The 23,257-nt window shown below is 35.7% G+C and carries 24 protein-coding genes and 1 pseudogene; 17 read left to right on the top strand and 8 right to left on the bottom strand.

Annotated features, from left to right (window positions below; translation table 11 throughout):
- Positions 1 to 62: 62 nt before the first annotated feature.
- The 4 genes from LS64_RS09130 to LS64_RS09115 are packed head-to-tail and all read left to right on the top strand — an operon-like array spanning position 63 to position 7,506.
- Positions 63 to 3,755 carry a bifunctional proline dehydrogenase/L-glutamate gamma-semialdehyde dehydrogenase gene (locus LS64_RS09130; protein ID WP_081948344.1) on the top strand — a complete coding sequence of 1,231 codons (3,693 nt, stop codon included), beginning with the start codon at positions 63 to 65 and terminating at the stop codon, positions 3,753 to 3,755.
- 34 nt (positions 3,756 to 3,789) lie between these two features.
- Positions 3,790 to 4,923, top strand: coding sequence for a metallophosphoesterase (locus tag LS64_RS09125; RefSeq protein ID WP_034572557.1), 1,134 nt, complete (start codon positions 3,790 to 3,792; stop codon positions 4,921 to 4,923).
- Between the two features lie 25 nt (positions 4,924 to 4,948).
- On the top strand, positions 4,949 to 5,788 hold the full coding sequence (locus LS64_RS09120; protein WP_081948345.1) for an NAD(P)-dependent oxidoreductase: 840 nt from the start codon (positions 4,949 to 4,951) through the stop codon (positions 5,786 to 5,788).
- A gap of 20 nt (positions 5,789 to 5,808) precedes the next feature.
- The gene (locus LS64_RS09115) at positions 5,809 to 7,506 is read left to right on the top strand and encodes an ABC transporter substrate-binding protein (RefSeq protein WP_034572560.1); all 1,698 of its coding nucleotides are present in this window, start codon (positions 5,809 to 5,811) and stop codon (positions 7,504 to 7,506) included.
- 13 nt (positions 7,507 to 7,519) lie between these two features.
- On the opposite strand, the gene LS64_RS09110 is transcribed toward LS64_RS09115, so the two are convergent.
- A complete protein-coding gene (locus LS64_RS09110; protein ID WP_034574631.1) occupies positions 7,520 to 9,871 on the bottom strand; it encodes a ribonucleoside-diphosphate reductase subunit alpha in 2,352 nt (783 codons plus the stop codon).
- 205 nt (positions 9,872 to 10,076) lie between these two features.
- Between LS64_RS09110 and LS64_RS09105 the strand changes: the two genes are divergently transcribed.
- The 8 genes and pseudogenes from LS64_RS09105 (at position 10,077) to LS64_RS09075 (ending at position 15,595) form a co-directional block, all read left to right on the top strand.
- The gene (locus tag LS64_RS09105; RefSeq protein WP_138127319.1) at positions 10,077 to 10,289 is read left to right on the top strand and encodes a hypothetical protein; all 213 of its coding nucleotides are present in this window, start codon (positions 10,077 to 10,079) and stop codon (positions 10,287 to 10,289) included.
- A 215-nt stretch (positions 10,290 to 10,504) separates the two neighbouring features.
- Positions 10,505 to 11,662 carry a hypothetical protein gene (locus LS64_RS09100; RefSeq protein ID WP_118949277.1) on the top strand — a complete coding sequence of 386 codons (1,158 nt, stop codon included), beginning with the start codon at positions 10,505 to 10,507 and terminating at the stop codon, positions 11,660 to 11,662.
- Positions 11,656 to 11,841: a hypothetical protein gene (locus LS64_RS12955; protein ID WP_202391512.1), complete on the top strand. Its 186-nt coding sequence runs from the start codon at positions 11,656 to 11,658 to the stop codon at positions 11,839 to 11,841. Before LS64_RS09100 ends, LS64_RS12955 begins: the two co-directional genes overlap by 7 nt.
- A complete protein-coding gene (locus LS64_RS09095; RefSeq protein ID WP_202391513.1) occupies positions 11,801 to 12,358 on the top strand; it encodes a TylF/MycF/NovP-related O-methyltransferase in 558 nt (185 codons plus the stop codon). The genes LS64_RS12955 and LS64_RS09095 overlap by 41 nt, the downstream gene beginning before the upstream one ends.
- 3 nt (positions 12,359 to 12,361) lie before the next feature.
- Entirely contained in the window at positions 12,362 to 13,165 is an 804-nt protein-coding gene (locus LS64_RS09090; protein ID WP_237416255.1) for a class I SAM-dependent methyltransferase, read from the top strand.
- A gap of 2 nt (positions 13,166 to 13,167) precedes the next feature.
- Positions 13,168 to 13,395, top strand: coding sequence for an acyl carrier protein (locus LS64_RS09085; protein ID WP_034571691.1), 228 nt, complete (start codon positions 13,168 to 13,170; stop codon positions 13,393 to 13,395).
- Positions 13,388 to 13,868 (top strand): annotated as a pseudogene (locus LS64_RS09080) (VOC family protein). Before LS64_RS09085 ends, LS64_RS09080 begins: the two are co-directional and overlap by 8 nt.
- Positions 13,869 to 13,870: 2 nt before the next feature.
- Complete coding sequence (locus LS64_RS09075; RefSeq protein WP_064773706.1) at positions 13,871 to 15,595, top strand: HAD-IIIC family phosphatase; 1,725 nt, start codon at positions 13,871 to 13,873, stop codon at positions 15,593 to 15,595.
- 13 nt (positions 15,596 to 15,608) lie between these two features.
- On the opposite strand, the gene LS64_RS09070 is transcribed toward LS64_RS09075, so the two are convergent.
- The gene (locus tag LS64_RS09070) at positions 15,609 to 16,568 is read right to left on the bottom strand and encodes a FecCD family ABC transporter permease (protein ID WP_052062763.1); all 960 of its coding nucleotides are present in this window, start codon (positions 16,566 to 16,568) and stop codon (positions 15,609 to 15,611) included.
- A gap of 291 nt (positions 16,569 to 16,859) precedes the next feature.
- Between LS64_RS09070 and LS64_RS09065 the strand changes: the two genes are divergently transcribed.
- The 4 genes from LS64_RS09065 (at position 16,860) to LS64_RS09050 (ending at position 19,161) form a co-directional block, all read left to right on the top strand.
- Positions 16,860 to 17,243, top strand: a complete 384-nt coding sequence (locus tag LS64_RS09065) for a group III truncated hemoglobin (RefSeq protein ID WP_034571410.1) — start codon at positions 16,860 to 16,862, stop codon at positions 17,241 to 17,243.
- A 66-nt stretch (positions 17,244 to 17,309) separates the two neighbouring features.
- Positions 17,310 to 17,789: a DUF2147 domain-containing protein gene (locus LS64_RS09060; protein WP_034571414.1), complete on the top strand. Its 480-nt coding sequence runs from the start codon at positions 17,310 to 17,312 to the stop codon at positions 17,787 to 17,789.
- A gap of 94 nt (positions 17,790 to 17,883) precedes the next feature.
- Positions 17,884 to 18,879: a UDP-N-acetylglucosamine 4,6-dehydratase (inverting) gene (gene pseB, locus LS64_RS09055; protein WP_034571416.1), complete on the top strand. Its 996-nt coding sequence runs from the start codon at positions 17,884 to 17,886 to the stop codon at positions 18,877 to 18,879.
- 18 nt (positions 18,880 to 18,897) lie between these two features.
- Entirely contained in the window at positions 18,898 to 19,161 is a 264-nt protein-coding gene (locus LS64_RS09050) for an RNA recognition motif domain-containing protein (RefSeq protein WP_034571418.1), read from the top strand.
- 7 nt (positions 19,162 to 19,168) lie between these two features.
- On the opposite strand, the gene LS64_RS09045 is transcribed toward LS64_RS09050, so the two are convergent.
- The 4 genes from LS64_RS09045 to LS64_RS09030 all read right to left on the bottom strand — a co-directional run bounded on the left by LS64_RS09045 (position 19,169) and on the right by LS64_RS09030 (position 22,045).
- Positions 19,169 to 19,996, bottom strand: a complete 828-nt coding sequence (locus tag LS64_RS09045) for a prephenate dehydrogenase (RefSeq protein WP_034571420.1) — start codon at positions 19,994 to 19,996, stop codon at positions 19,169 to 19,171.
- A 37-nt stretch (positions 19,997 to 20,033) separates the two neighbouring features.
- A complete protein-coding gene (locus LS64_RS09040; RefSeq protein ID WP_034571422.1) occupies positions 20,034 to 20,693 on the bottom strand; it encodes a hypothetical protein in 660 nt (219 codons plus the stop codon).
- A 57-nt stretch (positions 20,694 to 20,750) separates the two neighbouring features.
- A complete protein-coding gene (locus tag LS64_RS09035) occupies positions 20,751 to 20,990 on the bottom strand; it encodes a hypothetical protein (protein WP_034571424.1) in 240 nt (79 codons plus the stop codon).
- Between the two features lie 74 nt (positions 20,991 to 21,064).
- The gene (locus LS64_RS09030; RefSeq protein ID WP_275051262.1) at positions 21,065 to 22,045 is read right to left on the bottom strand and encodes a glycosyltransferase family 8 protein; all 981 of its coding nucleotides are present in this window, start codon (positions 22,043 to 22,045) and stop codon (positions 21,065 to 21,067) included.
- A gap of 4 nt (positions 22,046 to 22,049) precedes the next feature.
- Between LS64_RS09030 and LS64_RS13360 the strand changes: the two genes are divergently transcribed.
- Positions 22,050 to 22,475: a hypothetical protein gene (locus tag LS64_RS13360; protein WP_034571428.1), complete on the top strand. Its 426-nt coding sequence runs from the start codon at positions 22,050 to 22,052 to the stop codon at positions 22,473 to 22,475.
- Here LS64_RS13360 and LS64_RS09025 read toward each other — a convergent pair.
- Together LS64_RS09025 and LS64_RS09020 are read right to left on the bottom strand one after the other, a co-directional pair.
- Positions 22,411 to 22,623, bottom strand: a complete 213-nt coding sequence (locus tag LS64_RS09025) for a hypothetical protein (protein WP_138127317.1) — start codon at positions 22,621 to 22,623, stop codon at positions 22,411 to 22,413. The genes LS64_RS13360 and LS64_RS09025 overlap by 65 nt on opposite strands.
- Before the next feature lie 54 nt (positions 22,624 to 22,677).
- Positions 22,678 to 23,151, bottom strand: a complete 474-nt coding sequence (locus LS64_RS09020; RefSeq protein WP_034571430.1) for a hypothetical protein — start codon at positions 23,149 to 23,151, stop codon at positions 22,678 to 22,680.
- Positions 23,152 to 23,257: the final 106 nt, after the last annotated feature.

The following is a 23,257-nucleotide window of genomic DNA, read 5'->3' as shown; positions in this document are numbered from 1 at the left end:
ATGTGTAAGTTTTAAGATATAATTTACACATTTATCTTTTAAAGATGTTTTGGGAGAAAAGTATGAGCACACAAAAGAAAAAAAATGTAAAGCAAGATGGGCATAAAGAAGAGATTAAAACTACTGAATCTAAAGTAGAATCTAAAGATTCTAAAGAAATTACAGAATCTAAAAACGCAATAGAATCTAGTAGCGATAATGCTGAAAGTTTGGCGTATGCAGATTCTACGATTAAAGAAAGTATTGAACTTGCTAAAACGTTGCAAGGGAAAATTAATAGCGATTTAAGCTGTGCGGAAAAAAGATTTCGCAAAAAAATGATGAAAATGCTTGAAAATCCAGCTAGTAAAATTATGCTAATTGAGCTTTTGGATAGGAGTTTTCGCTCAAAAGATTACGCGACTACTTATGAGCTAATTAGCTATACGCTTAATAAGTATGGTATAGCCGACTTTTTCTCGCCTTTTGAAAAGCTGCTTTTGCAAGTATTTTTAGGGCTTGGGAAAAGTATGCCTAGCATTTCTGTGCCTTTTTTCATTAAAAATCTTAAAAATGACACAAAAGCAATGGTTTTGGATGAAAATCCTATAAAATTGCAAAAACACGCTGAACTGCGTAAATCACAACATATCGGCTTAAATGTGAATCTAATCGGTGAAGAGGTGTTAGGGAATTTAGAGGCAAATTATCGGTTACAAAAATACACAGACGCGCTAAATTCAAGCTATATAAATTATATTTCTATTAAAATTACCACGATTTTTTCACAAATAAATATCCTTGATTTTAACTATAGCAAGGATGAGATTGTAAAGCGGCTTGATAGCCTTTATGCCATTGCAGAGCAGAAGCAAAAAGAGGGACATCCAAAATTTATAAATTTAGATATGGAAGAGTTCAAAGATTTAGAACTAACGGTTGATTCTTTTATAGAATCTATTAGCAAATTTGATATAAAAGCAGGTATTGTGTTACAGGCGTATTTGCCAGATTCTTATGAATATCTCAAAAAACTTGTTGAATTTTCTAAAAAGCGTGTGCAAAGTGGGAAGCCCCCGATTAAGATTCGCATTGTTAAGGGTGCAAATATGGAGGCTGAAGAGACAATCGCAAGTGTGAAAGGCTGGGAGCTGCCGACCTTTAGAGAAAAGGTAAATACAGATTCTAACTATAATAAAATGCTTAATTTTGTGCTAAGTAATGAAAATTATAAATACATAAATATCGGCGTGGCTAGCCACAATATTTTTCAAATCGCATACGCGATGACGCGTATAAAGCAACATAACGCCTTTGCAAGTTTTACCTTTGAAATGCTTGAGGGGATGAATCTTAAATCTAGCTTTGAAGTGGCAAAAACTAATAATCTCATACTTTATGCGCCGGTGTGTAGTGATGCCCATTTCAATAACGCTATTGCATATCTTGTCCGCCGCCTTGATGAGAATACAGGCAAGGATAATTTTATGCGATATGCCTTTGATTTGAGTGTGGATTCACCTGCGTGGAAAAAGCAAGAGGAGATTTTCCTAACCGCAATTAATGGCGTAAAAAGTATAAGCAATGATAGCTATAGAATCCAAAATCGCCTAGTTGCTCCACATACGCGTTCGGCAACGTTGGATACATTTTTCAACGAGCCAGATACAGATTTTATAATGCCGCAAAATAGGGAGTGGGCGAATGCTATAAAGGCAAAGTTTGAGAATCTAAGCGGCTTAGAAATTACGCCCATAATAGGCGAGAAAACTCCAAAAGATAACGCAAAAGAAATCCACGCCAAAGGAAGCGAACGTGTAATAGGTGTCGTATATCAAGCTAGCAAGGAAAGCATAAAAGATTCTATAAAATTGCTAAAAGATTCTAAAAAAGATTTAAGCTTTGAAGAGTTAGGGCAGATTCTATTAAAAACTGCTGAAATTGTCGCGGAACGCAGAAACGACTTAATAGGAATCTCTGCTTTAGAAGTAGGCAAAACCTTTGCTGAAACAGACGCTGAAGTAAGCGAGGCAATTGACTTTCTAAGATTCTATCCGCACTCAATGTATAAACTTTTGCAAAATCACAAAGATGTAAAACTCTCCCCAAAAGGTATCGGCGTGGTAATCACCCCGTGGAATTTCCCTGTGGCAATTAGTGTCGGGGGCATTGCCGCTAGTCTTGCAAGTGGTAATCGCGTGATATACAAGCCTTCAAATTTATCCGCTATCACAGGGCATTTTTTAACGCAGTGCTTTTATGACGCTGGGCTGCCAAAAGACTATCTTGTGTATCTCCCAGCAAGTGGGCGTGATATTAACGAAATCGCGCTAAAAGAGGCTGATTTTAGCATACTTACAGGTGGCGAAGATACCGCATATAAAATCTTAGAGCAAAACCCGGGGCTATTTTTGAGCGCTGAAACCGGTGGTAAAAACGCAACGATAGTTAGCAAAATGGCAGATAGAGACCAAGCCGCTAAAAATGTGATACACTCGGCATTTTCTAATAGCGGACAAAAATGCTCGGCTACTTCTTTGCTAATCTTAGAAAAGGAAGTTTATGAAGATTCTAACTTTAGAAAAACCTTAATTGACGCGGCAGACAGCTTAAGTGTAGGTAATCCTTTTGATTTAAAAAATAAATTAGGATATTTGAGTGATAAGATAGATTCTAAAGTGCAGAAAGGCTTAGAATTAGAATCTGGCGAAGAGTGGGCGTTGTCGCCAAGTAACGCCGAAAATAACAACCCTTACGCAATGCGACCTTGTATAAAATATGGCGTAAAAGAGGGCAGTTATTCGCACATCACTGAATTTTTCACGCCGATTTTATCGGTTATGTGTGCGCGTGATTTAAAACATGCCCTTGCAATAGCAAATGCCACAGGCTACGGACTTACAAGCGGCTTTGAGAGCCTTGATGAGCGTGAGTGGGAATATTATTTGGAAAATATACAGGCTGGAAATATCTACATCAATAAGCCTACAACGGGCGCTATCGTGCTTCGTCAAGCCTTTGGTGGTATTAAAAAGAGTGCGGTAGGCTTTGGGCGAAAGGCTGGGAGCTATAATTATGTAACGCAGTTTTTGAATATTGAAAGTGTGGATTCTATAGAATCTAGCGAATTAAATGCAAGTCATAGCATTATTGATAGACTTACATATTTGCTAACTTTGGCTAGTGATTCTAATAAAAAGGTTATAGAATCTGTAATTAAAAGCGTGAAAAGTTACGCATATTTTTATGATAATGAATTTTCTAAGAAACGCGATTTCGTTCATATCAGGGGCGAGGATAACCTTTTTTATTACAAAAATGTTAGTAGCGTGATTTATCGTGTGCGAAAAGAGGATTCTTTGCGTGATATTTTGCTAATTATTGCGGCAAGTTCTATTGCAAATGCGAGTTTAAGCCTTAGCTTTAAGCCAACTGAGATTAGCGAAGATTTAGGCTTTGTGCTAGAAAACCTAAAAAATATAGGGCTAACTAATATAAATATAGAGTATCAAAATACGCAATCTTTTATACAAAAAGCTAGTGAATTTGAACTTATTAGATATTTAGATTCTATAAATTCTAATAATATAGAAACGCAAGAAATATATAAAGGTTTAATTAAAGATGGCAAAGCAAGGGGCAAGTTAATAGCAAATCACAAGCCCTATACAAATGGCTATTTTGAGCTACTTTACTACTTTACAGAACGCGCCGCAAGCATCGCATTCCACCGCTATGGCAACCTAGGCTCCCGCTCCATAGAATCTAAATCTTAGAATCTAGATTCTAAAAACAAATTTAAGGACATAAATGCCCATAAGTATGCGGATTGTTTTTTTTATTGTTGTTGTGCTGCTGCATATTTTTATCTATTTTATGCTGTTTAAAAATATTAGCCCGACCCCTGCGATAAAGCATTTAGGCAAGTTTATCGTTATTGCTAATTTCCTTTGCATAGCGATTTTCCTGCGGCTTTATCACACGCAGATGAATGCTGCAATTTACACGATTTTATCTAGTAGCATCGGCGTATTTTGGATATGCGTAAATGTCGCCCTGCTCGTGCTTATCGTCAATACGATTGTGCGGCTAGGCTTTGGCTATCTTACGCTATATGAGTGGCAGGGCAAGATTTTGCTTGTGGCGTGGGTGGCGATATTTGCCCTTGTCGCGCTTAGTTTTTACATCAATGCGCGTGAGCCTAAAATCGTGGAGCAAGAGATAAAAATCGCTAATTTAAAGCAGCCTTTAAGCATTGCGTTAATAACCGACTTGCACATCGATGTGCTAATGGATAAAAAAAGTGTGGCTAAAATCGTGGAGCAAACAAACGCTTTGAATGCCGATATTGTCGTGCTAGGCGGCGATATTGTGGATAATTATTATAAAATCGTGCAAGATTCTGTCCTTGAACTGCGGAATCTAAAGGGCAAATATGGCGTGTTTTACGCACTTGGCAATCACGAATATCACTACGATACCTACACGATTATAAAATCGCTTGATAATCTTGGCATAAATACGCTTATAAATCAGTCAATGGTGCTAAATAATCTAGGCTTAAATGTCGCTGGGGTGGCGGATTTGATGGGGCGTTTTGGGGCGTTTAAGGATAGCATTTTAGCCCCAAACCTTGATAAGACGCTAAGCTCTAGCAATAGCGAATATCCTACGATTTTAATAAGCCACCAGCCTAAAATCATCCGCGAGCTAGGCAGCCGCAAAATCGACTTGGTGCTAAGCGGACACACGCACGGCGGGCAGCTTTTCCCTTTTCACTTGCTAGTGTTGCTTGACCAGCCTTTTTTGCAGGGTTTGCATGAGTTTGAGCATGATGGGCAGCACTCGCAAATTTATATAAGCAGTGGCGCTGGCTGGTGGGGGATGCCAATGCGTCTTTTCTCACGCAGGGAGATTAGTTTATTAAGGCTTGTTGGTGAGTGATAGAATCTAATTTAAGGAGTAGAAAATGAATAGACGAAGTGTGTTAAGATATGCGTTTTTGGGCGTTGTGGCTGGTGGTTTTGGGGTGAATTTGTTGGCTAAAGATTCTATAGAATCTAAGTCGCAAAAAAAAGATTCTAAAAATATAGAATCTAACTCGCAGAATAGCAAAGCAGATTCTAAAATAGATTCTAAACCAAAAGTCGCGGTGTTAGCCGCAAGTGGCAAGGCTGGATTTTTGATATTAAAAGAGTGCGTAAATGCCGGTTTTAGCGTGACTGCAATCGTGCGAAACGCCAAAAAACTGCAAGATTTAGCCAAAAAAAATAAGCTAGATTCTAAGAAATTTAGCGTGAAGCAAAAGGATATTTTCGCGCTAGATTCTAAGGATTTAAGCGGCTTTGATAGCATTGTGGATGCTTTTGGCGAGGTCAAAGACCCTAGCCTTTTTGTAAAGCACATACAGCATTTGCACGACATTTTAAAGGGCAATCCTGCGCGTCTTATAATCGTTGGCGGCGCTGGTAGCCTTTATCTTGACAAAAGTCACACAAAGCAGCTTTTTGATACGCCCGATTTTCCAAAGGAATATCTGCCTGTGGCAAAGGCGCATGGGGAAGTGCTGGACTTTTTGCGCGCTCAAGATTCTAAGGCAGGGGCGATAAATTGGGTGTATGTTAGCCCGCCAGCTGACTTTCGCTTTGATGGTGTAAAGAGTGGGAAGTATAAGATTATAGGTGAAGAATTTGAGACAAACTCTAAGGGCGAATCGGCTGGAAGCTATGCAGATTACGCCCTAGCCATTGTGGATATTATTAAAGATTCTAAAATTAATAAGCAGCGCGTGGGTGTGATTGGATTATAGATTCTATAAAGGTTTAGTTTATGCGAATGTTATGGAATCTTTTTTTGCTAGTTTTGATAAACGTGCAGATTCTAAATGCGGAGAATGTCCTTAAAATTGGCATTTCTAGCCCTGTTGGGAATCTTAATCCGCAAGGCTATGGGCAAAATCAAATGTTTGCACAAAATATGATTTATGAGGGCTTAGTAAAAGTCAATAAAAAGGGCGAGATTGTGCCATCCCTAGCGACTTCTTGGGATGTGAAAGACTCTAAAATCTATACATTTATTTTGCGTGAAAATGTGAGCTTTTCAAATGGTGAAAAATTTAACGCGTTAGCGGTGAAAAAAAACTTTGATTCTATATTAAAAAATAAAAGTAGGCATAGTTGGGCTAGGCTTTCTGGCTTGATTGAAAATGTGAAAATCTTAAGTGATTTTAAGATTGAGATTAGTCTTAAAAAGCCCTATTCTGCGGCACTTAACGAGCTTGCACTTATCCGCCCATTTCGCTTTATTGCCCCTAGCCAAATTCCAGCCGATTTTGACTTGATTAAGGCACGAGTAAAGCCCATTGGCACGGGACCTTATAAGTTTGAAAAATCTCAAAAAGGCGTGGCTGATAGCTTTATCAAAAATGAGAATTATTGGGATAAAAATAGCTATAATGGAATTTATTTTGATAAAATTATTATGCGTCATATTTTAGAATCTACGGCAAAAGTGATTGCCCTAAAGAGCGGTAGCATCGATATTATTTATGGTAGTGAGAGTATTCCGCTTGAGATTTTCCGCGAGTTTATGAGTGATAAAAATTTTAATACTTTTACTTCTAGCCCTAATTCTAGTGTGTTTTTGGCGTTAAATCCTGCGCGTATTGAATCTAATTTGCGTTTGGCGATAAATTTTAGCATTGATAAAGTCGCGTTAAACAAGGCTATTTTTTATAATGATAATAATCTTGCAAATTCTATTTTTTATAATTTTAAGGATAAAAAGTTAGATATTTCATATAATATAAACAAGGCAAAAGAGATATTAGAATCTAGTGGTTATAAAATAGGAAATGATAAATATTACTATAAAGATTATAAAAAAGTGCAGTTAGAATTAATATATGAGGGCGATAATGCACTGCAAAAAGCAATGGCTGAAATTTTGCAAAATCAGTTGGCAAATATCGGCATTTCGCTGAAAATTGCGGCGCGTGAGCCTAGCATTTATGCGAATTTGCAAAGTGGTGCGAATTTTGATATGTGCTTTTCTAGCACGTGGGGCGTGCCTTATGAGCCGCTAATTATGCTAAATGCGATGAAAGCAGGGGGACATGTTTTTTCTATTCATAAGTTTTTGAGTGATTTTAGTGCGTTAAATAATGCGATTGATAACGCGTTAGAATCTAATATTATGGAATCTGCAAGTTTAGATTCTAAAAAGTTAGGAAATTTGCAAGATTCTAAAAAGTTAGATTCTAAAACGTTGAAAGATTCTAAAGTTTTGAGTGTTAGAAATTCACAAGATTCTAAAAGCTTTAAAAAATCTAATTTAGATTCTAAAAAGTTACAAGATTCTAAACTTTTAGATTCTAATATTTTCAAAGTTTTAAACATTATTGATAATGATAGAATCTACATTCCACTTTATTATCAAACAAATCGCGCCATCGCAAAAAAAACCATAAAAGGCATAAACATCGGCGTGCAAATCTATGAAATCCCCTTTTGGGAGTTTTATGAATAAATTCTATAAAGCCTTATTGACAGCTAACGCATTCCATGCTTCTATCAAGTTTGTCATCTACTTCTGGGCTCTCACTACGCAAGTAGTATGTGGATTTTAGCCCTAGATTCCAAGCACTAAGATAAATATCACTTAGCTTTTTACCATCGGCTTCCTCTTGTCGCATAAAAATATTTAGGCTTTGCCCTTGGTCTATCCACTTTTGTCGCACGGCGGCTGCTTCTACGATTTTTAGCTGATTTATGTTATAGGCACTTTTATAGTAGTTTATCGTTTCAAGTGTTAGGTTTGGCACGACACTTCGCGTTAAACCGCTTAAATTCTCCTCAAACCACGCCTGTTTATATATCGGCTCAATAGTCTGTGTAGTCCCAACTAGAATACTAATGCTGCTTGTTGGCGCGATAGCCATAAGATAGCCATTTCGCATACCATTTTCACTCACATAGGAACGCAAAGAGTCCCAATCATACTCAAAAATCCTATCCACTAAGCCCAAAGCATTCGCATTTGCCTTGTCAATAGGGAAAATCCCCTTGCTCCAGTTTGACCCGCTAAAAAGGCAGTAGCTCCCACGCTCACGAGCCAAAGTGCTACTAGCCTTAATCGTGTTATAGCTAACAATCTCCATTATAGAATCTATTTTTTCTAAATGCTCCTTGCTACCCCAATGTATTAGCTGGCTTGCTAGCATTTCAGCTTCGCCCATTACGCCTAAGCCTATGGCGCGATTTGCCATATTTGTAGCTTTCACTTTTCTATTTGGATAGAAATTTAAATCGATTACATTATCTAGCATCCGCACGGCAATAGGGATTACGCGCTCTAAGTCTTCTTTTGTATTAACGCGCCCTAAGTTTATACTAGCTAGATTGCACACTGCTGTTTCACCGCCCTTTGCCACGCGCTGGGCTATAAAGATTTTTTTATTATTTATAGAATCTATGCTAGTTAGCTTATTTGCTGGTTTTATTACGCCACTATCAGTCTTGATATTTTCAAATTCTTCATAATCAATTTTACTACCATCATCAAACTCGACTTCAACCACATAATGACTAGGATTTGTATTTTGAAAAATCTCGGTGCATAAATTGCTACTGCGAATGATTCCATGATGTGCGTTTGGATTTGCCCTATTTGCTGTATCTTTAAAGCCTAAAAATGGCACGCCAGATTCAAAATAGCTTAATAGAATCTTTTTCCACAAATCGCGTGCTTGAATCTTTTCTACCACTAAATCTTTATTTTGCTCGTATTCTATGTATTTTTTCTCAAACTCTTCACCATAGCACTGCGTTAAATCCTTGCATTGATATGGGTCAAAAAGACTCCATGACGCATTTTTCTCAACTCTTTTCATAAATAAATCGCATATCCAAAGCGCTGGAAATAAATCATGCGCCCTTCGTCTCTCTTCCCCACTATTTTTACGCAAGTCGATAAACTCTTGCACATCTCTATGCCACACTTCGATATATGTGGCAATAGCGCCCTTTCTTGTGCCTAGCTGGTCTACGGCTATGGCGACATCATTTGTGATTTTAAGGAAAGGGATAATGCCCCCTGCTGCCATTTTATGCCCATCTATAAAGCTTCCTAGCCCGCGCACCTGTGAGTAGTCCCAGCCAATGCCACCGCCATATTTGCTAAGTAACGCCATTTCTTTATACGCATCAAAAATCCCTTCTATATTATCAGGCGTAGAGCCGATATAGCAGCTACTTAGCTGATGTCGCGGCGTGCGTGCGTTTGAAAGCGTTGGAGTAGCACACATCACTTCAAATTTTGAAATAATATCATAGAATCTAATCGCCCATTCATTGCAATCTTTCTCATTTTGCGCTAGAAACATTGCGATTCCCATAAACATGTGCTGTGGCAACTCAATAGGATTACCATCAGAATCTTTTAGTAAGTAGCGGTCATAAAGCGTTTTTATCCCCAAATAATTAAACTGCAAATCCCTATCTTTGTCAATTTTAGAGTTTAACAAGTCTAAATCATATTTTTCTTTTAAACCTTTAATAATGCGATTGTGCTTCTCACCTTTCTCAAAATAGTCACGTAAATGAGTATAATCAGTAAAATGGCTAACGCGATGATACAAATCAAACAAAAATAAACGCGCCGCGACAAAAGTCCAATTTGGGCTTTCCACATCGATTTTATCCACCGCCGTTTTTATAAGCGTTTGCTGAATCTGCTCTGTGGCGATACCATCAAAAAAGTTAAGCTTAGCATCGACTTCTAGCTCACTTTGGCTAACACCGCTTAAACCTTTGACCGCATCGCTTGTGTGCTTTTGAATCTTAGCAATATTTAGCTCTTCAATCCTACCATCTCTCTTTTTGACATATAAAATCTTTGACATTTGTATTATCCTTTGGGCTTTTTATTATGATTTAATAACTAATTAAAATTTTGCGTTTAGAATTTTAGAATATAAAAGTTTAGATTGCGTTAATTTAAAAGCTTGAATTTGGAAAAGAAGTATGAGTTTTTATTATGTAAGTTTTTGTAAGATTAAGTAGAAAACATTTTAAAAACGTGGTTTTTAGGGTATAATTTTGGGATTTTTTGGTGGATGGAAGTTTATGGGATATGAGTTTAGATTAGTTTATGGTAATGAAAAAGATAAGTTGCAAGACTTTATTGATAAGTATTGGAAACATAATCATATTTTGGCTAGTAGTGTTGAGTTGCTTGATTTTCAGCATTTAGATTCTATAAATGTCTTGGAAGCACCTTTAAGCCCTGCAAATAGGGGGGGGGGGGGGTAAGTAGTTGCTCTCATAATGCTACCTATAATGATAAGATAGATTCTATAAAAAACATAGAATCTAAAAAAGATTTTAACAAATCGCTTAATTATAATAATGTAAAAGATTCTAAAGAAAACATAGAATCTACAAATAAAGATTCTAAAGAAATAAATTCGTTTGGTTTTAGCGACGTAAAAGATTCTAATAATTCTAAACAAAATATAGAATCTAATTTGCAAGATTCTAAGGAATCTAAAAATATAGATTCTAATAAAAATATAAAAGATTCTAAAGAGATTCTAGAATCTAGCTTGCATAACGCAGATATTTCGCACTCGCCTAATGTGGAAAATATAGAATCTAGTAACAAAGATTCTAAAAAAGATTTCAATAAATCGCTTAATTATAATGATGTAAAAGATTCTAATAATTCTAAACAAAATATAGAATCTAGTTTGCAAGATTCTAAAAATTCTAAAAATATAGATTCTAAGCAGAATCAATATTATAATTTTTTAGTGGCGATAAATAAGCAAACACAAGGCTTTGATGCACTTCTTGGCTTTATTATCACAAGGCTTTATGATAAAAATATAAAGACTAAAGACATTTGGCTTGCTATTTGGAAGGCTAAGGAGAGTTGCCCTAGCCTTGGGCTACAGCTTATTTTATATCTGCAAAAGCAAGATTTTGATAGCATTGGAGCAGTTGGCATTTCATCTAGTGGGTTAAAATTTTATAAGGCGTTAAGATATAACTTAGGATATATGAAACATTTCTATATCAAAAACAATAAAATAAATAACTTTAAAATTGCTACATTTATAGAATCTAAAACAAATCAAGATTCTAAAACAAAAGATTCTATAAAAGCCAAAATATTAACAAAACAAGAAATTATAGAATCTAATTTAGACTATAAATATTATCCTACAAAAACTATAACTTATTTTATAAATAGATATATAAATCATAAGTTCTATAAATATGAAGCTTATGGAATCTATATTAACAATAAGCTTAAAACTATCTTTATTTTCCGTGAAGTTCAAGCTTTAGATTCTAAGTGTCTTAGAATCACTGATATGTTAGGCGAGTTTCCAAAGTGTGATATAAGTGAGAGTTTGCAAGAGTTATTAGAGCAAAGAAATGCCGAGTATATCGACCTTTTATGCCACGTGCCAAACCAAAGTGAAATTATAGAATCTGGCTTTAGATTAAAACAAAAGGGTGAAATTATCCCAAATTATTTTGAGCCATTTGTAAAAGATAATGTGGATATTTCATTTGCCTATAAAAGCAAAAATAAAAACTACACCTTTTTTAAGGGCGATAGCGACCAAGATAGACCTAACTTTATAGAATCTAATCACAAAGGAGCAACATGCTAATACAAAAATATAATTATGATATGAAAGACAAGCTAAATAACTTTGAAAAATATGTGCCAAGACAGGCATTAGCAAGGTTTTTAGCACGTTATGAATTATTTAAAATAATTCAAAGCACAAAGGGGCATATTGTAGAATGTGGCGTTCAATGGGGGGGGGGGGGTCATGGCATTTGCTAAATTGTGTGCTAGCCTTGATATTTTTAATATCAATAGAAAAGTTATAGGATTTGATACTTTTTGTGGATTTCCTAATGTATCTAAGCAAGATTTAAGTTCAAAAGATGATTTAAACGCCCTTAAAAAAGGCGGCTTTAATAGCTTTGAATCTATTTTGGATGAAATGCAAGATTGCATAGATGAGTTTGATAGCAATCGCTTTTTAAATCAGTTTATTAAAATCGAGCTAGTAAAAGGCGATGCAACACAAACGATACCACAATATGTGGAGAAAAATCCGCATATTTTAATATCGCTATTATTCCTTGACTTTGACTTATATGAGCCTACTAAAGTGGCGTTAGAGTGTTTAGCACATCGCGTAGTAAAGGGCGGAATTATAGCATTTGATGAGATTAATAATGACAGATGGCATGGCGAGAGTGTGGCGGCTTTAGAGTATTTTAAGAGTTTTAATAAATGTGAGATTAAAAGCTTTTCTTTTGAGCCAAATATATCTTATATGATTGTGGAGTAGAAAATGGACAAAAAGATTAATGAATGGAATGAAAGCTATAAGCGAAAAGAAAATTTTATATTTTATCCGCATGATGAAGTGGTGAAATTTATCAATCGTTTTATTAGAAAGCGAGTTGGGCTTAATAGTTTTATTGATGTGATTTATAAGGGTGATATGTATAAATCAGGTGTGGGAATTGTAGATTCTATAGAATCTAATATCGCTATAAATCACGGGGGGGGGGCGAATATGTCTAGTTTAGCCCCTTTGAGTGCCCTTGATTTTGGCTGTGGTATCGGTAGGCAGAGCTTGCTTTTAAGTGAGTTTCATATAGAATCTTATGGCATAGATATTTCAAGTGAAGCGATAAATGAAGCAAAAAATCTAGCAAATCTTTTTGTAAAAAATCTAGATTCTATAAAAATGCCACATTTTAGCGTTTATGATGGAGAAAAGATTCCATTTGATGATAACTTTTTTGATTTTAGCATGAGCTATGGTGTGTTAGATAGTATGCCTTTTAGCTTGGCTAAGAGCTTATTTAATGAAATGTGTAGGGTTTCTAAAAAATATATTTTTCTATCACTTATAGGTGAAGATTCTACAAGCCTTTTTAGTAATCTTAGCGGAGATTTTAGTGGTGAGATTGTCGTTAAAGATTCACATGAGTTTGGGACTATTCAAAGCTTTTTTAATGAAAATAAAATACACAATCTTATAAAAGATTCTATCTTTTATCTAAAATGGGGACAAAGAATGCAGCACATTGATTTAATGACAAATAAGACATATAGTAGATATTTCATCGTATTAGAAAGGAGATAGTTATGGATGTAGATTCTAAGGTTAGGGATATTTTAGGGGAGATTTTAGGCGTTGAGATTTATGATGATATTGCTATGAGTAATTGTAAGGAATGGACTTCCTTAGCACATATTGACATTATTATGAGTTTAGAAGAAGAATTTGAGATTAGCTTTAAGCAAGATGATTTAGTCAATCTTACTTCGCTAAAAGCCTTAGTAGATTCTATAAAAGAGCTTAAAAATGCTTAATCTACCCTTTCATCACATAGGATTTGCTAGTAAAAATATTGAAAATGAATTACGCATTTTTGCTAATTTAGGCTTTGATATAGAATCTAGCTTTGTAGATTCTACACAAGGCGTGCGGGGAATCTTTATTACTAAGGGAGATTTTCGCCTTGAGCTTTTAGAAAATCTACCAAGTTCACATACATTAGATAATTATCTAAATGGTAATATCAAAATGTATCATATCGCTTTCATCTCACAAGATATAAAAAAGGATTTAGATTCTATACTTAGCATAGATTTTAATCACATAAACGGGGGGGGGGGGGGAAATGCCTACTCGTAAAGATTTTATAGAATCTATTGAATCTAAAAAGCCAAAAAAGGCACGTTTAATAGTGCCTATAATAAATGCTAATTATTTCAAACAAATATGTTTTGTTATGTTACCAAATAGAATCTTAATTGAATTAGTAAGCTTAAAGGAGAGCTAAAAATGGATTTTGATATTTTTTCTAACTGCCTAAAACGAATGCAGATTCTAAAGTATGCTAAAAGCCTTGATTTTAGCAAGTGCAAAGATATAAATATCAATGTATATCGCAATCACGCCTTTGAGCCTATAGAATCTATTATTACGCCATTTTTGCATTTTGCTAATTTAAGGGCTAATTTTAATCTTAGTAGCTATGATGATAGTTTGCAATTTGGCAATTTTAAAGATGCTAATTTAGAACTTATCTTTCTTGACTTAGGGCGATATAGTAGCGATATTAGCGGCTTTTTAAATGAAAGAATAACATATTTAGCCACACTCTCAAAAGCCCCGATACTTGTAATCTTGCTAGATATAGAATCTAAAGTCAAAATAGATTCTAAACAATGCGAAGTTTTTTATATTTCACAGCTTTTAGATTCTAAAAACGTTTTAGATTCTAAAAATGCAAATATCACAGGGACAAATCTAAGCAACACCGCTTGTATAAACCTAGCACAAATACTAGGCTTAAAACTAATCCCTTTTATGATATTACCAACGCTAAAGGCAATCTTACTTGATTTAGATAATACATTATATAATGGAATCTTAGGCGAAGATGGCATAGATAATTTGGAGCTAAATAGCGACTTTAAAGCATTGCAAGAAAAAATGCTGGAATATAAAACACAAGGCTTTTTACTAGCCTTAGTTAGTAAAAATGATGAAAATGATGTAAGGCTTATGTTTAAAAAGCGAAGTGATTTTCCTTTGCAACTAAAAGATTTTGACTGCATAAAGGCAAACTGGGATAATAAAGCACAAAATATTATTGAAATTGCAAAATATTTTAATATAGGATTAGATTCTATGCTTTTTATTGATGATAATATCGCAGAGATTGCAAATGTGGAGCATTTAGGAGTAAAAACAATTTTAGCTACAAGCCCAAAAAGAGTATTAAATGTGCTAAATCTTTTCCCACAAATGACAAAAAGTAAGATTAATAAAGAAGACACTTTAAGGGCGGATGATATAAGGGCAAATGAGAAAAGGGCTGCATTAGTGAATCTAGATTCTAAAGCCTACTTTGAAACATTGCAAATAAAGTTAGAGTTTAGAATAAATGATAAAGAAAACGCCGAGCGTATAACGCAATTATTAAATAAAACAAATCAATTTATATCAAACTACACAAGACCAACCTTAGAGAGCATAAAATTATATTTAGATTCTAAAGATTATGTGATAATTAGCATTTACTTGCAAGATAAGCTAAGTGATAGCGGAAATGTCGGCGTGATTATAGGACATCTAAATAATGGAATATGTGAAATACAAGATATAGCCATAAGCTGCAGAGCATTAGGCAGACACTTAGAATCTATTATGCTACCCTACTCTTTTAAACTTATAAAAGAAAGGTTTGAGAGTTTAGATTCTAACAATTCTAAAGATTCTAAATGTATTTTAGATTCTAATGTGAAATTAGATTCTATAAATTCAATTTATTCCGTTAATTTAGATTCTATAAACACAAATTCTAAGTGCGTAGATTCTATAAAACTGCTTTTTAAGGTAGGTGAGCGAAACTTACCATTTCTACAAACACTAGCAAGTTTAACTAACACATCTTTACAGAATCTAAAAACACTACAATCTACAACCCTAGATTCTAAAACCTTGCAAACCATCCAAACCAACAACCTAAACATCACAACAAAAACTTACGCTAGTTTTTAAAATTTTATAGAATCTATTTCCTTTTCAACGCCAAGTAGAGAAAAAATGGAGCGCCAAAAAAGGCAGTGATAACGCCGATAGGGATTTCAATCGGACTCCACGCAATGCGTCCAAAAGTATCACAAGCAAGTAAAAACGCCCCACCCAAAAGGAAGCTCAAAGGCAGAATAATCGCGTGATTACTATTGCCCAAAATAAGCCGCAAAATATGCGGAATAATAAGCCCCACAAAGCCGATAAGCCCGCTAAAACCCACACAAAAGCCAACCGCAAGACTTGCCACAATAAGCAACTGAATCTTTAGCCGACCGACATTTATACCAAGACTTCGCGCCTCCTCATCGCCTAAAAGCAGGATATTTAGCTCCAAGCGTTTGCCAAAAAAATACCAGCCACAAACCGCCAGCGCGCCGCACAAAATAAGCACCCTATCCCAGTTCGCATTGCCAAGATAGCCCATAAGCCACGCCGTGATTTTGAAGCTATCCTCGCCGATAAGATATATCGCAAAAGTCGTAAAAGAGCCCACAAATGCGCTAATTGCGACACCTAGCATAAGAAGCGTCGCCATATCGCGATTTCGCCCGATACCAAAAATCATAAAGCTCACCGCCAAGCTAAAAACAAAACCAAAGATTCCATAATAAATATCAGGCAGCTGCAGTAAATACGCAGTGACCGCGCCCAAAGTCGCGCTACTTGCCACGCCGATGATGTAGGGGTCAGCGAGTGGATTTGCAAAGACGCTCTGCACCACCACGCCGCTACTTGCTAGCATCATACCGATTAAAATCGCCATGAAAATGCGTGAGCCACGCAATTCTAGCAATACTTCAAAGCCTAGCTCTTCTAATGTCGAGCCACCAAAGCTAAAGGCAATCACAAGCGTTATGGCATATATCACCAAAATCGCCACGACAACTAGCAAAATGCGTCCTACAAGTATTTTGTCGGTTTGAGTTTTCTCTTTGATTTCGCTTTTAGAATCCGCCTTAGATTCTATATTTTTAGAATCTTTTTTTATGGAATCTAGGTTTGATAAGATGTTTGCACTTTTTTGCATATTTTCACTTTACTTTCTGTTAAATTTTATCTAATAATTAATCTTATTTTAGTGATTAAACTTAGAATGATAACATAATTATTTTATTTTATGCAAAATTTTATGCAAAATAACAATATTTGTCTTAACAAATGTTAATCCAAAATGCACTTTTTAAATGATAGAATCTTGCTTTTAACTTTAAAATCCAAAGGAGAAAAAATGAAATTTAGCGAAGTAAATGATGATTCTATCAACGAATTAATGGATGTTTTTTATAACAAAGTGCGCATAAACCCAGAGCTTGGTCCTATTTTCAATGGCAAAGTGGGAACGGACGAGGCTTCTTGGGATGCGCACAAGGCGAAAATCGCGTCATTTTGGCGTCTGCAGCTGCTAGGTGAGCAAGGCTACAATGGCTATCCTATGAAAGCGCACTTAGAGCTTGACCCATTTCCACGCGAGTTTTTTAACACTTGGCTTGGGCTTTTTGAGGAGAGTTTAAATGAGGTTTATGATAACCCGGAGTGCGTAGGACTCGTGCTTTCGCGGGCAAATATGATTGCGGCAAGATTCCAAAAAATGATGTATGAATTTCCACATTAACACAATTATGACAATTTTCTTAAGATTAATGTGCTACAATTTCGCATTTATTTTAAAGGAGATTGAATGAAAAAATTGAAGTTTTTGGCGTTGCTTTTGGCGTTAAATGTGGCGTTTGCGGTGGATATTTCGGGCGTTTATGCGCTCACTTTTGGCGAGACTGAGAGCTATGTGGAGGTCTTTAAAAAAAATAACAAGTATTACGCTGTGGGCTTTGCGAATAAAGATGGTAGCGAGGGTGGCAAGGATGTGAATAATCCAGACCCAAAACTGCGTGACAGAAACCTGCACCGCGTGGTATTTATGTGGAATCTTGTCGAGGAAAAAGAGAATAAGTTTGAGGATGGCACGATTTATAATCACAAAGATGGGAAGCTTTATCATGCTAGTGCTAAGTTAGATGGCAATATTTTGAAAGTCGTGGCAAGCAAGGATTCAGCTGGCATTTTTGGTAAGACGCTAAAATGGCGAAAGCTAAATGCAAACGAGCTTAGTGCTATCGCGGACAAACGAATTGATGTGAATACATTGGATATTCCAAAATAATTTTTATGTTTTTATTTAGATTTATGCAAAATAATCTTTTTATAATTATGTTAGAATCTAGATTCTGTGTATACATAAGATTAAAAGGACCCAAATGCTAAATAATAAAAACATCCTAATTACCGGTGGCACGGGCAGTTTTGGTAAGAAATTTGTCGAAATCGCCCTAAAAAACTACAAGCCAAAACGTCTAATTGTCTATAGCCGAGACGAGCTAAAACAATACGAAATGGCACAAATTTATAACGACAAATGTATGCGATATTTTTTGGGCGATGTGCGCGATTATAATCGCTTGGAATCTGCGCTTAAAGACGTAGATATTTGCATTCACGCAGCCGCGTTAAAGCATGTCCCCATCGCAGAATACAACCCCATGGAGTGCATAAAAACCAACATAAATGGCGCAAGCAATGTGATAGAATCCTGCCTAAAAACAGGCGTAAAATATGTCATCGCACTCTCCACAGACAAAGCCGCAAGCCCCATAAACCTTTATGGCGCGACAAAACTTTGCAGTGACAAGCTGTTTGTGAGCGCGAATAACATCAAGGGCAGCAGCGAGTGCAAGTTTAGCGTGGTGCGTTATGGTAATGTTATCGGTTCGCGTGGCAGTGTTGTGCCGTTTTTCCAGCGTTTAGCGCGTGAGGGGGCAAAAGAGTTGCCTATAACTGATGTGAATATGACGCGATTTTTTATTTCGCTTGATATGGGTGTGAAATTTGTGATTAAAAACCTAGAGCGAATGCACGGCGGCGAGATTTTTATCCCAAAAATTAAGAGCATTAAAATTACGGATTTAGCGAAAGCTATCGCACCGCAGGCTAGTTTTAAGATTATCGGGAAGCGTGCGGGTGAAAAACTGCACGAAGTTATGATAAGTGAAGATGATGCGTATTTAAGTTATGAATTTGATAACTTTTTTGTGATTAGCCCTAGCATTATGTTTCAAACGCCTATTGATTATTCGCTTACGCTTTTGGGCGAAAAGGGCGTGAAAGTTGCGCCAAATTTCACCTACGCAAGTAACACAAATAAAGAGTGGCTGGATAAAGATTCAGTGTTAGAAGAGTTAGCAAAGTTGCAATAATCAAAAAAAGGAGAATAAGTGAAAAGTATTTACATTGGCAATTTAGTTGATTATGTGACGCAAAAAGAGATTTTGGATTTATTTGCACAATTTGGTGAGGTCATCTCAATTTCAATTATTAGAGACAAAAAAACCAAGCAGTGCAAGGGATATGCTTTTGTAGAAATGGAAAATAAAAATGCCAACACCGCTATATCTATGTTAAATAATGATGTCTTTATGGGTAGAAATATCATTGTAAGAGAAGCCACAAAAAATAAAAATACTTTTAAATCTTTATAGAATCTAATCACAAAAACTCATGCAAACTATTCGCCTTTTTCATCCAAGATTCTAACTCATCCCATTTTTCATTCAAAATTAGCTCGTGGGCGTAGCTAAAGCTACCTTGAAACTGCGAGAGAGATTCCAAAAGATACTCGCGATTGTGCTTAAAAATATCGCGCCAAGTGATAGGCGAACTATTTGAAATGCGCGCCATCGAGCGAAATCCACCACCGATTAACGCCAAAATATTCTCTGGCTGCTCTTGAGCTAGCACCGTGTTAGCAAGGGCGAAACTCAAAATGTGCGGTAAATGCGAGATATAGGCGATGTGCTTATCATGGCTAACGCTATCCATCGTTATGATTTGCATTCCTAGATTCACAAAAATTTCTTTAGCAAAAGCGATCTGAAACTCCCCACAGCTCGCAATATCGCTAAGTATTAGAATCTTATTTTTGAATAAATCCTTTTTCGCCGCCTTTGGTCCGCTAAATTCCGTCCCACTCATAGGATGTGCGCCGATATAATTCTTTCGAATTTTAGAACTTATTTGCGAATTAATTACAGATTTTGCACTTCCTAAATCAATGATAGTTTGACTTATCCTAAGATTTGTGAAAGAATTAACAATATGTGCGACCTGACTTAGTGGCACAGCGATGAAAATCGCGTCACACTCGCTAATTTCAGCCATACTCACGCACTCATCCACAAGCCCCAAAGATAACGCCTGCTTTTCATGCAGTGACTTTTTGTCATGCCCTAAAACGCGTTTAAACATTTTTATTTCTTTTAACGCAAGTCCCAAAGACCCGCCGATAAGCCCCAAGCCGATAATTCCTGCTAGCATTTTTGTCCTTAAAATTAAAAGTTAGATTCTACAGAATCTAAAAAATATAAGAATAATTCGCGCCGATAAAGACTTGGAAACCAAAGATATTCTCGGTGGCTACGGAGTTCGTAATAACAGATTTTGTCGAAAACTCAAACTGATTGTGATTGCTAACCACCGCTCTAAAGCCAAAATTTAGCCCAGCAGTAATGCCACGAAATCGCGGAATATCCCTATCCGCAATGATTAACGCACTCCCACCCGGATAAAAAGTCATCAAATACCCGCTAGAAACACCAAAATAAAGCCCAAAACGCAACGTCTCACTCACCACAAAATCATGCAGATAATCGACATTAAAGTCCGCCACAGCCGTAATCCCAGTCGCTTTCAAATCACCAAAGGCATAACTTGGCGCACCAAACACGCCACCCACGCTAAGATAGCCCCGCATACCATTTTTCTCATTAAAATAGCCCTGCCCGCCGATACGCACATTTAGCCCAAAACCAGCGTTGATTTGCAGGGTATCTTTTGGCGGCAGATTTGGGTCGATATTCGTAGTCACATTAAAATTACTATTGCTCAAACCACCGATAGCCCCGCCCACATCAAGCCCCAGAAAGAAGCCATTTCCATTAGCAGCAGTAGCGTTAGAAAAAAATCCTACAACAACAAAACTTAAAATAATCTTGCTAAATCCTTTTATAAACATAAGCAATCCTTTTTATAAAAATTTATGTTATATCGGCTAAAGCTAAAATATCAAAAATTATTTTTCAGTAATTTGTGTAAGTCTATCACGAATATCAATTATTACATACACCAAAAAAAATATTAAAACTACCGCACAAAGTCCAATAATAGTTCCAATTAACGCCATAAGAAAACCACCAAATCCGCTAGAAATAAAAATCATCCAATTAATACCAGATATAATCACAGAAACACAAGAAATTATAAACATAATATCAATAAGTTTACTGCCAAGATTAACAACAAGATTTTTCATATAATATCCTTTACATAAAACTAAGTCGTGCATTCTAATAAAATAAAATATACACAAAGTTAATCAAAAAAAAATTAAGTTATGTTAAAAATTCTCCTTAAAAAATTCCTAAAAGCTTTGTGTGGATAGGAGATTCTAAACACTTTTCTTTGTAAAGATTCTATTTTTACATTTATAGATTCCATATCATTGCGTAAATATTTCACGCAGTAGCTAAGGGCATCTGCTTGCAATTTTTTATGCAAATCCTTAAAAACCTCCTCAAAGCCACTCGTCCCTAGGGCGATTTCCCACCACGTATCACACACCAAATGCTTGATATTAGAATCTGCAAAATAAAAAAAGTTGCTCCACGCCTTTGCTGGACCATTGCAGTGAATGATTTTTATATTGTTTAGAATCTGCTCATACTCTTTTTGCTTTTGCTTACTTGCTAGGATGTATTGATAAATTAAGATTCCATAGCTTCCTTTAAGGCTTATAGAATCTAAAATCACCGCATTTAGCGCATCTTGGTCGGCAAATTCACTTTTATAATCGCGTAGAAAATCTAAGGCTTTAGATTCTATATTTTGCTCCCGCCACTCTTTCATATTTATTAGCATTAGTCCGCTACAAAAGGAATTTTTCATCATTATTTTTAAAGGCTCTTTTGTTTTATCAAATGGCTGAAACTCCCTAAAAGAAGGCGTTGGCGTGATATATCCCGAGCTAGATGCTAAGATTTTATCTTTTAAATCAAGCCTAAAAAGCTCCCGCACATCGCATAGCACGAGCATATCAGTATCTAAGTATAGAATCTTTTCAATATTTTTAGGCAAGATTCTATCAATTAGTAGCCGAAAATACGCACTATGACTTTGTGTAGCCTCAAAGCCCCATTTTGCCTGATTGTCAAACTCATTTGTGCTTATAATGTGAGTGTGGATTGTGCTTTGAAGCGTGATTTTAGAATATTCGCTATTTTTATTTAGGCTAGATTCTAAGATTTTTAGATTTTGTAGATTGCTTTGGCTTAAGCCATCGCTTATAATATGAAAGTGGAAATGCTCGATTTGTTTGGTGTTTGTGTTAGATTCTATGTTGGAATCTATTTTTTTAGTAGTGGGCGTTTGGTTTGTAGATTCTATAGAATCTTTTCCATTAATAGGGTGGTGGGCGGGCGATAGGGTATTAGATTCTATACAATTTTTAGAATCTTTAGAATCTTGCGACTTAGATTCTATAGAATCTTTTTTATTTTTAGCTAGATTTTTTGCTTCGTTTAAAACGAGATTTTTAGATTCTATATTGAAATTGTTAGAATCTAGGCTTAAGGGCTTGTTAGATTCTATAGAAGCTTGGTTTGATTCTATATTGAAATTATTCTTAGAATCTTGGTTTAAATCTCCCTTAGATTCTGTATTTTGCGATTTAGATTCTATATTAGAGTTGTCGCATTCGCTTTTGTTAGCAATGTTAGGGCGTTTTTCATTAATGGTGTAGCATTCCCCCCCCCCCCCCCCGTGTATATCACATCTTCGCTAATCTCGCCAAACGCCTTATTTTTATCCACATAATTAATAATATTTTGTATTAACACAGCGGTATATTTCACATAATTATCATTGCAATTAAACACAATGTGATACATATTTTCTCCTTTTTTTATAAATTGCTTAATTCCCCAAAGTTTAATTTCCCAAAACTAATTTCCATGAAAGCGGCGCATATCCATAATAGCAGGGTCATCATTAAGGTAGGGTATGCCGCGATTCCACTCATCTGGCGTTGGATATTTATACAAGCCTTTCCATTTTTCATTGCGGCTAGTTTCATCTTTTAGCAGTTCGCTAGGCTCTTTTTCTTTTGGCTTTGGCGGAGCAAGTAGCAAATCCTCATCTTGCAAATTTTGCAAATCATCACTGCTAATTTCCCTGCTATTTGGATAAAGTATCAAGTCTTTATTTTGTGAATCCTTATAAGTTTTTAAAAAATCCTCCTTATAATCTTTAGAATTATATCTATCATTTCTTGCTAATTTCATAGATTCTATATGCTTAAAAGTTATAAAATCTGTAACTTTTTTAGAATCTAGCTTTTTCTCATAATTTTGATAATACGCATAAATCAACACATACAACACCGCCTCAACCGCTAAAACTATCGCAAATTTTTTCATATTTTTCCTTTCTAAAAGTTATGAATTTTGAAACTTTTTAATATTTCGTTTTTATTTCACCTTTTTGAACTTTCTTTTAATATAGATTCTATCATTATTTTGGCTT

It is taken from the genome of Helicobacter saguini (assembly GCF_000762875.2).
GTDB lineage: Bacteria > Campylobacterota > Campylobacteria > Campylobacterales > Helicobacteraceae > Helicobacter_A > Helicobacter_A saguini.
This window is presented reverse-complemented; position numbering and strand designations above follow the sequence as displayed.

Bases quoted from the DNA above. Each gene is read 5' to 3' on its own strand.
- LS64_RS09130 (WP_081948344.1), top strand. From the start codon at position 63: ATGAGCACACAAAAGAAAAAAAATGTAAAGCAAGATGGGCATAAAGAA.
- LS64_RS09125 (WP_034572557.1), top strand. From the start codon at position 3,790: ATGCCCATAAGTATGCGGATTGTTTTTTTTATTGTTGTTGTGCTGCTG.
- LS64_RS09120 (WP_081948345.1), top strand. From the start codon at position 4,949: ATGAATAGACGAAGTGTGTTAAGATATGCGTTTTTGGGCGTTGTGGCT.
- LS64_RS09115 (WP_034572560.1), top strand. From the start codon at position 5,809: ATGCGAATGTTATGGAATCTTTTTTTGCTAGTTTTGATAAACGTGCAG.
- LS64_RS12955 (WP_202391512.1), top strand. From the start codon at position 11,656: ATGCTAATACAAAAATATAATTATGATATGAAAGACAAGCTAAATAAC.
- LS64_RS09090 (WP_237416255.1), top strand. From the start codon at position 12,362: ATGGACAAAAAGATTAATGAATGGAATGAAAGCTATAAGCGAAAAGAA.
- LS64_RS09085 (WP_034571691.1), top strand. From the start codon at position 13,168: ATGGATGTAGATTCTAAGGTTAGGGATATTTTAGGGGAGATTTTAGGC.
- LS64_RS09075 (WP_064773706.1), top strand. From the start codon at position 13,871: ATGGATTTTGATATTTTTTCTAACTGCCTAAAACGAATGCAGATTCTA.
- LS64_RS09065 (WP_034571410.1), top strand. From the start codon at position 16,860: ATGAAATTTAGCGAAGTAAATGATGATTCTATCAACGAATTAATGGAT.
- LS64_RS09060 (WP_034571414.1), top strand. From the start codon at position 17,310: ATGAAAAAATTGAAGTTTTTGGCGTTGCTTTTGGCGTTAAATGTGGCG.
- pseB (WP_034571416.1), top strand. From the start codon at position 17,884: ATGCTAAATAATAAAAACATCCTAATTACCGGTGGCACGGGCAGTTTT.
- LS64_RS09045 (WP_034571420.1), bottom strand. From the start codon at position 19,996: ATGCTAGCAGGAATTATCGGCTTGGGGCTTATCGGCGGGTCTTTGGGA.
- LS64_RS09040 (WP_034571422.1), bottom strand. From the start codon at position 20,693: ATGTTTATAAAAGGATTTAGCAAGATTATTTTAAGTTTTGTTGTTGTA.
- LS64_RS09035 (WP_034571424.1), bottom strand. From the start codon at position 20,990: ATGAAAAATCTTGTTGTTAATCTTGGCAGTAAACTTATTGATATTATG.
- LS64_RS09025 (WP_138127317.1), bottom strand. From the start codon at position 22,623: ATGTATCACATTGTGTTTAATTGCAATGATAATTATGTGAAATATACC.
- LS64_RS09020 (WP_034571430.1), bottom strand. From the start codon at position 23,151: ATGAAAAAATTTGCGATAGTTTTAGCGGTTGAGGCGGTGTTGTATGTG.